5 protein-coding genes are annotated in these 14,341 nt (G+C 73.5%); all 5 read left to right on the forward strand.

Features of this window, described 5'->3' with window-relative positions; all coding sequences use genetic code 11:
- Window positions 1-737: PA2778 family cysteine peptidase (locus ACXJLU_RS29895; protein ID WP_457337301.1), on the forward strand; the 737-nt coding region annotated here is incomplete at its 5' end.
- Between the two features lie 153 nt (window positions 738-890).
- Window positions 891-1,679 carry a thioesterase II family protein gene (locus ACXJLU_RS29900; protein WP_457337303.1) on the forward strand — a complete coding sequence of 263 codons (789 nt, stop codon included), beginning with the start codon at window positions 891-893 and terminating at the stop codon, window positions 1,677-1,679.
- A 12-nt stretch (window positions 1,680-1,691) separates the two neighbouring features.
- Window positions 1,692-6,938: a type I polyketide synthase gene (locus tag ACXJLU_RS29905; RefSeq protein ID WP_457337305.1), complete on the forward strand. Its 5,247-nt coding sequence runs from the start codon at window positions 1,692-1,694 to the stop codon at window positions 6,936-6,938.
- 2 nt (window positions 6,939-6,940) lie between these two features.
- On the forward strand, window positions 6,941-13,429 hold the full coding sequence (locus ACXJLU_RS29910; protein ID WP_457337307.1) for an SDR family NAD(P)-dependent oxidoreductase: 6,489 nt from the start codon (window positions 6,941-6,943) through the stop codon (window positions 13,427-13,429).
- On the forward strand, window positions 13,426-14,341 hold a 916-nt coding region (locus ACXJLU_RS29915; protein ID WP_457337309.1), incomplete at its 3' end, for a beta-ketoacyl [acyl carrier protein] synthase domain-containing protein. The genes ACXJLU_RS29910 and ACXJLU_RS29915, both read left to right, overlap by 4 nt.

Below are 14,341 nucleotides of genomic sequence, written 5' to 3' on the forward strand. Positions count from 1 at the left end.
GCATCGCGGTCGATCCGGCGGCGCTCGCCGACGAGGTCTACGTGCCCGCGCGCGCCGGTAGCCTGCAGACCGAGATGCTGGCCGGCGCGCGCCGCCACGGCGCGGTCGCGACGCGCATTCCCGGCACGCTCGACGCGCTGCTGCGCGAGCTGGCGGCCGGCCACCCGGTCGTCGTGCTGCAGAACCTCGGCCTGTCGTTCGTGCCGCTGTGGCATTACGCCGTCGTCGTCGGCCACGACCTGCCGCGCGGCGAGCTGCTGCTGCGCTCCGGCCGCACCGCGCTCGAGCGCATGCCCTTGTCGACCTTCGAGCACACCTGGGGCCGCTCCGGCGCCTGGGCCTTCGTCGCGCTGCCGCCGGGCCAGTGGCCTGCCACCGCACGCGCAGAAACTRCCATCGAGGCGGCCGTCGGCTTCGAGCGCAGCGCGCCACCGGCGGTGGCGGCCGGCGTGTATGCCTCGGCGCTGCAGCGCTGGCCGGGCGCGCTGAGCCTGCAGATCGGCTGGGGCAACAGCCTGCGCGCCGCCGGCGAGCCGGCGCAGGCCGCCGCGGTGTTCCGTGCCGCGGCCGAACAGCACCGCAGTGCCGCGGCGTGGATCAACCTGTCCGACACGCTGATCGCGCTCGGCCGGCACGACGATGCGGTGCAGGCCGCACGCGCCGCGCTGGCCTTGCAGGACCGCTGGCAGGCGCAGGCGCAGCAGGCGCTCGACGAAGCGTTGCAAAGCGCACGCTGACACGCATTCCAGGGGGCGCCGCTTCACTCAGATGGGGGGTCCCCCCGAGGGTGTCGCGAGGCCTTTTGACTTTACATTGCTTCACTGGAAAGACACGGAGGATCACAGGCCGCACTTGGGCGGGCTCGACTCCCTTGTCGACGGCGTCGTGCGATGAGCCCCAATCCCTGGTTGCAACGCTTCACTCCCCGCCCCGCGGCGCGAGCCCGGCTGTTCTGCTTCCACCATGCCGGTGTGGGCGCGGCCGTGTACCGCCCGTGGCCCGCCGGTCTGCCCGCCGAGCTGGAGCTGGTCGCGGTGCAACTGCCGGGCCGCGCGAACCGGCTCGACGAGCCGCCGATCGACCGCATGGGCGCGTTGATCGATGCGCTGCTGCCGGCGCTGCGCCCGGAGCTCGGCGACAAGCCGTTCGCGTTCTTCGGCCACAGCATGGGCGCGGTGCTCGCCGCCGAGGTCGCGCGTGCGCTGCTCGACGCCGGCGCACCGGTGCCGGCGCAGCTGATCGTGTCAGGCCGCCGCCCGCCGCACTGGCCGTCGAACGAGCCGCCGCTGCACCGCCTGCCCGACGATGCGTTCATCGCCGAGATCCAGCGCCGCTACGGCGGCATCCCGGCCGAGCTGCTGCAGCATGCCGACGTGATGGCGCTGCTGCTGCCCAGCCTGCGCGCCGACATCGCCGCGCTCGAGACGCACCAGCCGCCGGCCGGCCGCGCGCCGCACGATTGCGCGCTGTCGGTGTTCGGCGGCAGCGACGACCCGCTGACGCCGCGCGAGCACCTCGACGGCTGGCGCGGCGAGACGCGCGGCCCGTTCCGCGTGCGCGTGTTCCCCGGCGACCACTTCTACCTGAGCGGCCGGCGCGATGCGCTGCTGGCCGACTTGTCGGTCACGTTGGCACCGCTGCTGACGCCCACGCCGACACAGTCCTTCAGCTTCGCCTGACGAGAGGCTTCGATGAACGGCACCGACCACGACACGCCAGCCAACGCTGTCGTTGCCGTTGTCGCTGATGTCGCCGTCGTCGGAATGGGCTGCCGCTTCCCCGGCGGCGTCAGCGATCCGGCGAGCTTCTGGCATCTGCTGAGCGAGGGCCGCGACGCGATCGCCGAGATCCCACCGAGCCGCATCGACCTCGGCCACTACCACGACCCGCGCCCGGCGACGCCGGGCCGCATCATGACGCGCTGGGGCGGTTTCCTGGAAGGCATCGAGGACTTCGACGCCGAGTTCTTCGGCATCTCGCCGCGCGAGGCCGAGCGGCTCGACCCGCAGCAGCGCCTGCTGCTCGAGACCGCGTGGGAGGCACTGGAGGATGCGGGGCAGGACGTGTCGCGCATCGATGCCGACCGCGCCGGCGTCTACGTCGGCCAGTGGCTCAGTGACTTCGAGGCCCGGCTGTTCAGCGACCCCGAGGCGGTCGATTTCTACATGACCACCGGCAGCGGGCGCTATGCGTCATCGGGCCGGCTGTCGTACGCGCTCGGACTGCGCGGCCCGAGCCTGACGCTGGACACCGCCTGCTCGTCGTCGCTCGCGGCCATCCACCTCGCGGCGCGCGCGGTGCGGCATGGCGAATGCACGCTCGCGATTGCCGGTGGCGTCAACATCATCCTGCAGCCGCACATCAGCATCGCGTACTCGCAGAGCCGCATGATGGCGCCCGACGGCCGCTGCAAGTTCGGCGATGCGCGCGGCGACGGCTACGTGCGCAGCGAAGGCGCTGGCCTGGTCGTGCTGAAGACGCTGGCGCAGGCGCAGGCCGACGGCGACCGCATCTACGCGCTGATCCGCGGCAGCGCGGTCAACAACGACGGCCGCAGCAGCGGCTCGATGGGCACGCCCAGCCGCAGCGGCCAAGAGGCCTTGCTGCGCAGCGCGTACCGCGATGCCGGACGCCCGGCCGCCGAGGTCGGCTACATCGAGGCGCACGGCACCGGCACGCGGGCGGGCGATCCGGTCGAGCTGGGGGCGCTGTCCGATGTGCTCGGCGAGGGCCGCGCGGCCGGCGTGCGCGCCGCGGTCGGTTCGGTGAAGACCAACTTCGGCCACACCGAAGGCGCGGCCGGCGTGGCCGGGTTCATCAAGGCGGCGCTCGCGCTGCAGCACCGGCAGATCCCGGTGAGCCTGCACTGCCGCGAACTGAACCCGGCCATCCCGTGGGCGCAGATGCCGGTCGAGGTCGCCCGCGAAGCGCGGCCGTGGCCGGCGCAGGCGCCGCTGGCGGGTGTCAGCGCGTTCGGGATTGCGGGGACCAATGCGCACGTCGTGCTGGAAGGGGTACCGCAGGACGAGACCGGCAGCGCCGAGCACACCGTGCCGCTGCTTGTCCTGTCAGCTCGGTCCGATGCGGCGTTGCGCGCGCTCGCGCTGCGTTACGCCGCGCTGCTGACCGATGGCGCCCCGCTCGCCGATGTCTGCTGGAACGCCGCGACGCGCCGCACCGCGCTGGAGCGTCGCGCCGCATTCGTCGCCGACGACGCGCTGGCCATGTCCGCCGCGCTGAAGCGGTATGCCGATGGCGAGGCGGCGGCGGCCGAGGGTGTCGCGCCGTCCGAGCGCCCGAAGATCGCGTTCGTCTGCCCCGGCCAAGGCGCGCAATGGACCGGCATGGCGCGCGAGCTGATGGCGCGCGAGCCGGTCTTCCGTGCCGCGCTCGAGGCCTGCGATGACGCTGCGCGGCCGTTCGCTGATTGGTCGATCGTCGAGCAGCTCGCCGCGGAGCCCGGCAACCCCGCGTACCGCCTCGACCAGATCGACGTGATCCAGCCGGTGCTGGTCGCGCTGGCCTGGGCCTATGCGGCGCTGTGGCGCTCGCACGGTGTCGAGCCGGACGCTGTCGTCGGCCACAGCATGGGCGAAGTCGCCGCGGCCGCGGTGGCCGGCGCGCTGACCCTGCCGCAGGCGATGCGCATCATCTGCCGCCGCAGCGCGCTGATGCGCGGCACCAGCGGACAGGGCGCGATGGCGCTGGTCGAACTGAGCATGGCGGACGCGCAGGCCCGCATCGCTGGCCACGAAGCGCAGGTCGCGGTGGCCGTCAGCAACAGCCCGCGCTCCAGCGTGATCTCCGGCGACCCGGCGGTCGTGCAGGCGCTGATGGGGCAACTGGAATCCGAAGGCGTGTTCTGCCGACTGGTGAAGGTCGACGTGGCCTCGCACAGCCCGCAGATGGCGCCGCTCGCGGCCGAGCTGGCCGCCGAGCTGCACGACCTGCAACCCCAGGCCACGCGCGCGGCCTTGTATTCGACGGTGCTGGCGCGCCGTGCCGACGGCTCGGAGCTGACCGGCCGCTACTGGGCCGACAACCTGCGCCAGCCGGTGCGCTTCGGCGCGACGGTGCAACAACTGCTGGCCGACGGCTTCACGGTGTTCGTCGAGCTGGGCCCACACCCGGTGCTGCTGCCGTCGGTGCAGCAGACGGCGCAGGCCGGCGGTCGCGAGGTCACGACGATCGCCTGCGCGCGCCGCGACGAGCCCGAGCTGACTGCCATGCGCGCGGCACTCGGTGCGCTGCACTGCGCCGGGGTCCCGCTCGACTGGTCGCGCGTGCTGCCGCGCGGCCACACGCTGACGCTGCCGACTTATCCGTGGCAGCGCGAGCGCCACTGGATCGCCGCGGCCGACATCGCCCCGGCCGGTGTGCAGGGCCACGGCCCGGTGGTCGACAGCCGGCATTCGGTGCTCGGGGCCGGCATCGCGCTGGCCGGCACGCCCGCAGGGGCGCTGTGGAATGTCTCGATCGACCCGGGCCGCGTGCCGGCCTGGTTCGCGCATGCGCTGCACGGCAGCGCGGTGCTGCCGGCGTCGGCGTGGCTGGAGTTGTCGCTGGCCGCGGTGCACGCGCTCGCGCCGGGCTGCGGCGTGCAAGGCCTGCGCTTCGATCGCGCGCTGCACCTGCAGCCCGATGCCGCGAGCGCGCTGCAACTGCAGGCCGTGGCCGGCGCCGACGGCGCGCTGGCGTTGAGCTTCCAGACCCGTGGCGACAGCGCGTGGACGCTGCATGCGCACGCCCAGGCCGCGTCGGTGGCTGCGTCGGCACACGACACCACCGCGCAGGCGCGAATGCGCACGCAACCCGCGGTCAGCGGGGCGGATCTCTACGCGCGGCTCGATGCCGCCGGCGCGAAATTCGGCGCCGCGCTGCACGGCATCGCGCAGGCCTGGTTCGCGCCCGCCCAAGCGCTGGCGCAGCTCTCGCCGATGGCCGACGAGCGCTTCGGAATTCCGCCCGCGGCACTCGACGCCTGCTTCCAGCTGATGGTCACGCTGGCCCCGCCCGGCGCGCTGTGGCTGCCGACGCGGCTCGATGGCGCGCGCTTGCTGCGCCCGCTGTCCGGCAGCGGTTGGATCCATGCCCGCGCGACCGCGCCGCAGGGCGATGGCGAGCCGGTGCGCGTCGATGCCGTGCTGTTCGACGAGCAAGGCCCGGTGCTGCAGCTCGACGGCCTGGTGCTCGAACGCCTCGGCGCCGCAGCCCGTGCCGATGCGGCCGATGCGTTCTACGCGCTGGGCGACGCCGAGACGATGCTGACGCCGAAGCCGCAAGCGCGCGACTGGGCGGTGATCGGCGACCGGGGCGGGTTGGCGCAGGCGCTGCAACAGCGCGGCGAGACGGTGCATCGCGTCGCCGATGCCGCGGCGCTCGCCACGCTGGCGCTGTCGCAACGCCTCGATGTCGTCGACCTGCGCCCGCTGGACCTGCAGGCCGTCGGCGATGTGTCGGCGCTGCACGCGATCGTGCAGGACGCGCAAGCGGTGATCCGCCTGCGCGCCGGTGCCGACGTGCGGCTGTGGCTCATCACTGCTGGCTCGCTGGCGCAGGCGCCGCTGTCGGGCCTCGCCGCGACGCTGGCGGCCGAGCATGGCGATCGCTTCGGTGGCCTGATTGAACTCGATGGCGCGCTGGAATCGCTGATCGATGCGGTGCAGGCCGATGCCGGCTCGTGCACGCTGCGCGACGGCCGCTGGACGCGCCCGGTGCTGAGACGCCTCGCGCCGCAGCCGACGCTCGCGCAGCCGTGGCGTGCCGATGCGAGCTGCCTGCTGACGGGAGGCCTCGGCGGCGTTGGCCGCCACGTCGCCGGCTGGCTGGTCGCGCAGGGCGTGCGTCACCTGGTCGTGCTCGGCCGCACGCCGCTGCCGCCGCGCGAGCAATGGGGTGCATCGCAGGCCCCGGCCGTGCAGGCGGTGCGCGAACTGGAAGCCCACGGTGCCAGCGTCGACTACGCGGCCGTCGATGTCGCCGACGAGGCCGCGCTGTCGGCCTTCCTCGCGCGCCACCGAGCCGAGGGCCGCCCGCCGATCCGCAGCGCGATCCACGCGGCCGGCATCACCGACGACACGCTGCTGCACGAGCTCGATGCCGCATCGCTCGCCGCGGTGCTGGCGCCGAAGCTGCAGGGCGCGTGGAACCTGCACCGCGCGCTGCCCGAACTTGATCGCCTGGTGTTCTTCTCGTCGATGGCGGCGCTGATGCCACAGGCGGGGCAGGCGAGCTACGCGGCAGCGAATGCTTTCCTCGACGCACTGGCGCGCCAGCGCCGCGCGCAGGGCCGGCATGCGCAGAGCATCGGCTGGGGCGTGTGGTCGCAGACCGGCGTGATGCGCGGTGAGGGCGGCCGGCGCCAGCTCGACGAGCTGCAGCGCCAGGGCATCGGCGGCTTCGCGCCGTCGCAGGCGTTGGCGCTGCTCGGCGATGCGTTGCGCCAGGACGTGCCGCACCTGCTGGTGATGCCGGTCGACTGGCGCGCGATGCGCAAGAGCCTCGGCGCGCGCGATGTGCCCTTGCTGCGCGACCTGCTGGCCGATGCGGCGCCGCCGGTCGCCGATGCGCCACTGGCCGAGAGCACCGACCCGGCCGAGCGCCGCCGTGCGCTGGACCGTGCGGTGCGCGATGTCGTCGGCCGCGTGCTGAAGCTGACGCCGTCGAAGATCGATGCCCGCAAGCCGCTCGGCACGATGGGCCTCACGTCGCTGATGGCGCTGGAGCTGCGCAACCGGCTGGAGCCGCTGCACGGCAAGCCGCTGTCGGCGACGCTGGCGTGGAACTACCCGACGGTCGATGCGCTGGTGGCGTTCCTGTCGGGCGATCACGAGCCCGCCGTGGTGGCAGTCGAACCGGAGGCACCGACCCCGGAACTGGCCGCTGTCGCCGAACTGTCCGATGAAGACGCAGCGCGCCTGCTGCGCAAGAGACGCTGACGATGAGCGACAAACCCACCCCGTCGTTGACCCAGCTGTCCGCCGTCAAGCTCGCGCTGATGGCCCAGCAGATGCGCGTGCAGAGCGAAGCGCTGATGCGCGCCGACCCGATCGCGATCGTCGGCATGGGCTGCCGCTTTCCGGGCGGTGCCGACAGCCCCGAGCAGTTCTGGCAACTGCTGGTCGACGGCGTTGATGCGGTGCGCGAGGTGCCCGCCGACCGCTGGGATGCCGACGCGCTCTACGACCCCGACCCGTCCGTGCCCGGCAAGTCCGCCACCAAGTGGGGCGGCTTCCTCGACCGCATCGACGGCTTCGACGCCTCCTACTTCGGCATCCTGCCGCGCGAGGCCGAGCGCATGGACCCGCAGCAGCGCCTGTTCCTCGAGGTCGCGATGGAGTCGCTCGACGATGCCGGCCTGACCCGCGATCGGCTGCGCGGCAGCCGCACCGGCGTCTTCATCGCGAGCTACCACAACGACTACCAGCTGCTCGAATACCGCGACCCCGAAGCCATCGACGCCCGCACGCTGACCGGCACGGTGCACAGCGTGCTGGCCAACCGGCTGTCGTTCCTGCTCGACCTGCGCGGCCCGAGCATCTCGGTCGACACCGCCTGCTCGTCGTCGCTGGTCGCGATCCACCTGGCTTGCCAGAGCCTGCGCCACGGCGAGAGCGACATCGCGCTGGCCGGCGGCGTCTCGCTGATGGTCACGCCCGACCTGATGATCTCGCTCAGCAAGGTCGGCTTCATGGCGCCGGACGGCCGCTGCAAGACCTTCGACCAGAGCGCCGACGGTTTCGGCCGCGGCGAAGGCTGCGGCGTGATCGTGATGAAGCGCCTCGCCGATGCGATCGCCGACGGCGACCGCGTGCTCGGCGTGGTGCGCGGCTCGGCCGTCAACCAGGACGGGCACTCGACGCTGCTGGCGGCGCCGAACGGCCTGGCGCAGCAGGCGCTGATCCGCGAGGCGCTGGCCTCGGCGCAGCTCGCCCCGGGGCGCATCGGCTTCATCGAGGCGCATGGCACCGGCACGCCGCTCGGCGACCCGATCGAGGTCGAGGCGCTGGCCGCCACCGTCGGGCGTGCCGATGCGGGCGGCGGCACCTGCTGGCTCGGTGCCGCGAAGGCCAACCTCGGCCACATGGAGGCCGCGGCCGGTGTCGGCGGGCTGATCAAGACGGTGCTCGCGCTGCGCCACGAACTGATCCCGCGGCAACYGCACTTCACGCAGCTCAACAAGCACCTCTCGCTGGCCGGTACGCGGCTGCAGGTGGCGGCGCAGCCGGTGCCGTGGCCAGCAGGGTCACAGACGCGCTGCGCCGGCACCAGCTCGTTCGGCGTCGGCGRCACCAATGCGCACGTGATCGTCGAAGAGGCGCCGCGCCTGCCGGCCGACGCGCCGGCTGCGGACGGCGGGCCGAGGCTGCTGCACCTGTCCGCGCAGAGCGAGCCGGCGTTGCGCGCGCTGGCGCAGGCCTGGGTCGAGTTCCTGCCGCGCAGCCCGGCGAGCCTGGCCGACCTGTGCCACACCGCCGGCGCGCGCCGCTCGGCGCTCGACCACCGGCTCGCGCTGGTCGGCCGCACGCGCGAGGACCTCGCGGCGCGGCTGTCGGACTACCTGCGCAACGAGGTCTCGCCCGGCGTCGCCAGCGGACGCGTGCCGGCCGAAGGCGTGCCGCGCCTCGCGTTCGTGTTCAGCGGCCAGGGGCCGCAGTGGTTCGCGATGGGCCGCGAGCTGATCGCGTCGGAGCCGGTGTTTCGCGACGTGATCGACGCCTGCGATGCGCTGCTGCAGCCGCTGGCCGGCTGGTCGCTGCATGCCGAGCTGGCGAAGGACGAAGCCCAATCGCGGCTCGCCGACACCGAGGTCGCGCAGCCGGCGCTGTTCGCGATCCAGGTCGCTCTGGCGGCGCTGTGGAAGCACTGGGGCATCGTGCCCGACGGCGTCGTCGGCCACAGCGTCGGCGAGATCGCCGCGCTGCATGTCGCCGGCGTGCTGGGCCTGGCCGATGCGGTGCGCGTCGTCTGCCAGCGCGGCCGCGTGATGCAGCAGGCCACCGGCACCGGCCGCATGGCGCAGGCGAGCCTGGCCGAAGACGAGGCGCTGGCCTTGCTGAAGCCCTACGGCGATCGGCTTGCGCTCGGCGCCGTCAACGGCCCGCGCAGCATCGTGCTGTCGGGCGAGCCGGCGGCGCTCGACGAACTGCTGGCGGTGCTGACGCGGCGTGGTGTCGCGCACCGCATGCTGCCGGTGCAGTACGCCTTCCACAGTGCCCAGATGGCGCCGTTCCAGCAGACGCTGGCCGGGCTGCTGGCCGATGTGCCGTCGCAGCCGATGGCGGTGCCGGTGTATTCGACCGTGCTGGGCGGGCTCGCGACCGGGCAGCGTTTCGACGGTGCGTACTTCGGCCGCAACGTGCGCGAGCCGGTGCGGCTGCATGCGGCGATCACCGCGATGGCCGGCGACGGCTTCGGCAGCTTCCTCGAGATCGGGCCGCACCCGGTGCTGAGTGCGTCGATCGCCGAGAGCATCGCCGCGGCGGGTCCGAGTGGGCAGGTGCTGGCATCGCTGCGGCGCGGCCGGCCGGAGCGCGAATCGCTGTTGCTGGCTGCGGCCGCGCTGCATGTGCACGGCCACACGCTGGACGCCGAGGCGGTGGCGGGCGAGGGCGGCGAGGTGGTCGATTTGCCGCGCTATCCGTGGCAGCGCAAACGTTTCTGGCTGCGGCCGACGCCGCAGGCCGCGCAGCCGCTGCGGCGCGGGGCGCACCCGCTGCTCGGCGCGAAGCTGTCGACGCCGGCGACGACCGCGACCGTGTTCGATGCGCAGTGGTCGGCGGGCGATGCCGGCGCGCTGCACGAGCACCGCATCGGCGGACGGCTGCTGATGCCGGCGGCGGCGATGGTCGAGCTGTGCCGCGCGGCGGTCGGCGGGCGGGCGCTGTCGGCCTTCGCGGTCGAGCGGCCGCTGTACCTGCCCGACAACGGCGCGGCGCGCTGGCAGGCGATCGTGCGTGATGGCGCGGTCGAGCTGCACCAAGCGTTGGATGACGATGCGTGGCAGCGTGTCTGCACCGCGGCGGTGGGCGATGCGGCGGTGGCCGAGCCGCTGCAGACGGCAGGCGCTTCCACCGCGTTGTCGTCCGCCGAGATCTATGCCGGGTTCGATGCGCTCGGCGTCGCGTTCGGCCCCGCGTTCCGCAGCCTGCACGCGGTGCAGCGCGGCGATGGCTGGGCGCGGGCCACGCTCGCGCTGCCGGCCGAGGTCGAAGCACAGGCGGCATCCTTCGGGCTTCATCCGGCGCTGCTCGACGGCGCGCTGCAGCTGTGCGCTGTCGCCGCCCAGGGCGTGCCGACCACGCTGTGGGCGCCGATGGGGATCGAGCAGGTCGAGGTGCTGCAACCGGGCATCGCGCGCCTGCAGGCCGTCGCGGTGCTGCGTGGCGAGGCGGGTGCCGACATCGACCTGAGCGACGAGCACGGCACGCCGGTCGCGCGGCTGCGCGGCGTGCGCTTCGCGGTGACCGATGCGCGCACGCTGGCCGGCGGTGGCGCGGAGGACGGGGTGTATGAGGTGCGGTGGGAACAGACCCCCGTTCGCCCTGAGCCTGTCGAAGGGCCTGCTCGCGCGGCACAAGGGCTTCGACAAGCTCAGCCCGACCCWTCGACAGGCTCRGGGCGAACGGGGGGTGGGGTGGAATGCGACTGGCTGCTCCTCAGCGACGCCAGCGGCCTTGCTACCGAACTGCGCCAGACGCTCGAATCCCGCGGCGCCCGCTGCACCGAAGTGCTCGCCGGCGAACGCTTCCAGCGCCTCGAATCGAACCGCTGGTCCGTCGACCCGGGCGACGCAGCCCAGATGCACTCCGTCGTCACCGACTGGCGCTCGCACGGCGCGCCGCGCGCGGTGGTCTCGCTGTGGAGCCTGGACACGCCTGGCCTCGAGGCTGACGCCGCCGAGCTGCGCGCCAGCGGCTCGCTGCTGCACGTGCTGCAAGCCCTCGCCGCCGATGCCGACGCGCCGCCGGTCGCGCTGTGGCTCGTCACGCCGGCCTCGCAGCCGGTGCTGCCGCACGAAGCACCGCGCTCGGCGGCGGCGGCCGGCGCCTGGGCCTTCCTCGGCGTGCTGGCCGTCGAGCACCCTGAATTCCCGCTGCGCGCGATCGACACCGACGCGGCCGACCCCGACGCGCTGCTGGCCGAGCTGCTGTCGCCCACCCCTGTGCAACGCATCGCGCTGCGTGGGACCACGCGCCACGAACCGCGCCTCGTGCGCCGCGCCGCACCGGCCGCCACGCCGCCGCAGCAGCGCCTCGAGGTCGCCCGCCCCGGCACGCTCGACGGCCTCGAACTCCGATCGCTCACCCCGCGCCCGCTGAAGCCCACCGAGCTGCGCCTCCAGGTCCACGCCGCCGGGCTGAACTTCCGCGACGTGCTGCTCGCGCTCGGTGTCTACCCCGGCAGCGGCATCCCGCTCGGTGCCGAATGCGCCGGCATCGTCAGCGAGGTCGGCTCGGCCGTCGAAGGCTGGCAGGTTGGCGAGCGCGTATTCGGCTTCGTGCACGACAGCATGGGCAGCGAAGCGGTCGCGCCGGCCGCGTTCGTCGCGCGCATCCCGCCCGGCCTGTCGAACGAGCAGGCCGCAGCCTTGCCGGTCGCCTTCCTGACGGCGCAACACGGCCTGTTCGGCATCGCCGGGCTGAAGCGCGGCCAGCGCGTGCTGATCCATGCCGGTGCCGGCGGCGTCGGCTTGGCCGCGGTGCAGCTCGCATTGCGCGCCGGCGCCGAGGTCTACGCCACGGCAGGCTCGCCCGAGAAGCGCGCCCACCTGCTCGCGCTCGGCGTGCGCGCGGTGATGGACTCGCGCAGCACCTCGTTCGCCGCCGAGCTGATGCGCGCGACCGGCGGTGCCGGTGTCGATGTGCTGCTGAACTCGCTGGCCGGCGACTTCATCCCGGCTGGCCTCGGCGTCGTCGCGCCGGGCGGCTGGTTCCTCGAACTCGGCAAGCGCGACATCTGGACGCCCGAGGCGGTCGCGAAGGCCTGCCCCGGCATCCACTACGCCGCCTACGACCTGGGCGACGCGGCCTACGCCGACCCGCGCCTGCTGCGCCCGATGCTGACCGAGCTGCAGGCCGGCTTGCAGGACGGCAGCCTGAAGCCGCTGCCGATCACGGTGTTCGACTTCGCACAGGCGGCCGATGCGTTCCGCCACATGGCGCAGGCCAGACACATCGGCAAGATCGTGCTGCGGCTGCCGGTGGCGGCCGCGTTCGAGATCCGCGCCGACGCCTGCTACCTCGTCACCGGCGGGCTCGGCGCGCTCGGCCTGCACACCGCGCGCTGGCTGCAGCGCTCGGGCGCGCGGCAGCTTGCGCTGCTTGGCCGCCATGCGCCGTCGGCCGAAGCCGCGCAAGCCATTCACGAGATCGAAGCGACCGGCACAAAGGTGCGCTGCTTCGCGGCCGATGCCGGCGACGCCGTTGCGCTGCAACGCGTGCTGGACAGCATCGCCCGCGAACTGGCGCCGCTGCGCGGCATCGTGCACGCAGCCGGCACGCTGGACGACGGCATCGCGCTGCGCCAGAGCTGGCCGCGCTGCGCCGCGGTGCTGCACAACAAGGCGCGCGCGGCCCAGCACCTGCACGCGCTGACGAGCACGCTGCCGCTGGACTTCTTCGTGATGTATTCGGCCGCCGGCCTGCTGCTCGGCGCGCCGGGGCAGTGCGCCTATGCGGCTGCCAATGCCGAGCTCGATGCGCTCGCGCAGAGGCGCCGCGCACAGGGCCTGCCGGCCTTGAGCGTGGCCTGGGGCACCTGGGCGCAAGGCGGCATGGCGACGCAGCTCGCGGCCGGCGGCCACGACCCGTGGCGCGAGCGCGGCCTGCTGCCGATCGAGCCGGCGCACGGCTTCGAACGCCTCGAACAACTGCTGCGCGACGGCGCGGTGCACGCCGCGGTGCTGCCGATCGACTGGCAACGCTTCATCGCGACGCTGCCGGCCGGCGTGGACGCGGCCTTCTTCGACAGCGTGGTGCCACGTGCCTCGGCGCCCGCACCGGCAGCGACCGAGCCGAGCCCCGCGGCGTCCACCGTGCTGTCGCGCCTGCAGGCCGTGCCGGCCGGCCAGCGCGCCGCAGCGTTGGCGGCCCACCTGAGCGAACGCGCCTTGCACGTGCTGGGCCTGGACGCCGGCACGCCGGTCGACCCGAAGACGCCGCTGAAGGACCTCGGCCTCGATTCGCTGATGGCGGTCGAACTGCGCAACGCGCTGACCCGCTCGATCGGCCGTCCGCTGTCGGCAACGCTGCTGTTCGACTACCCGACGCTCGCCGCGCTGACCGCGCACCTGATGCGCCTGCTCGGCCTCGAAGAACCGGCGTCCGCCGTCGACGCGAGTGCCAAGACCGCGGATGACGCGCTGCATGAGCTCAGCGACGAAGAAGCCGAAGCCCTGCTGCTGCAAGAACTGGGGAGTTCCCGATGACCGACCCGCGCGATGAAGCGCTGAGCCCCGTCAAGCGCGCGCTGTTCGAGATCCGCGAGCTGAAGGCCCAGCTCGCGCGCTCGAACGCCGCGCTGCACGAGCCGATCGCGATCGTCGGCATGGCGCTGCGCCTGCCGGGCGGCGTGGTCGATGCGGCCGGCCTGGCCGAGCTGCTGTGGTCGGGGACGGACGCGATCGGTCCGATCCCGTCCGAGCGCTGGAATCTCGACGCGCTGTACGACGCCGACGCCGATGCGCCCGGCAAGATGACGACGCGCTTCGGCGGCTTCGTCGACGGCGTCGACCGCTTCGACGCCGAGTTCTTCGGCATCTCGCCGCGCGAGGCCGCCAGCATGGACCCTCAGCAGCGGCTGCTGCTCGAAGTGGCCTGGGAGGCCCTCGAAGACGCCGGCCATGCGCCGGGCGAGCTCGCCGCCACGCCGGCCGGCGAACGCACCGGCGTCTACCTCGGCATCAGCAACAACGACTACGGCCGCGCGCTGTACCGGCACCCCGAGCTGATCGACCCGTACTTCGCGACCGGCAACGCGTCCAGCGTCGCGTCGGGGCGGCTGTCGTACTTCCTCGGCGTGCATGGGCCCGCTGTCGCGGTCGACACCGCGTGCTCGTCGTCGCTGGTCGCGCTGCACCTGGCCTGCCAGGGCCTGCGGCTGCATGAGTGCGAGATCGCGCTGGCCGGCGCGGTCAACCTGATCCTGACGCCCGAGATGAACATCAACTTCTCGAAGGCCCGGATGATGGCGCCGGACGGCCGCTGCAAGACCTTCGACGCCGCGGCCGACGGCTACGTGCGCGGCGAAGGCTGCGCGGTGCTGGTGCTGAAGCGGCTGGCCGATGCGCAGGCCGCCGGCGACCGCGTGCTGGCGGTGGTGCGCGGCAGCGCGCTGAACC

Source organism: Rhizobacter sp. P5_C2 (assembly GCF_054049715.1).

Coding starts and splice junctions, on each gene's coding strand:
- ACXJLU_RS29900 (WP_457337303.1), top strand. CDS start 891: ATGAGCCCCAATCCCTGGTTGCAACGCTTCACTCCCCGCCCCGCGGCG.
- ACXJLU_RS29905 (WP_457337305.1), top strand. CDS start 1,692: ATGAACGGCACCGACCACGACACGCCAGCCAACGCTGTCGTTGCCGTT.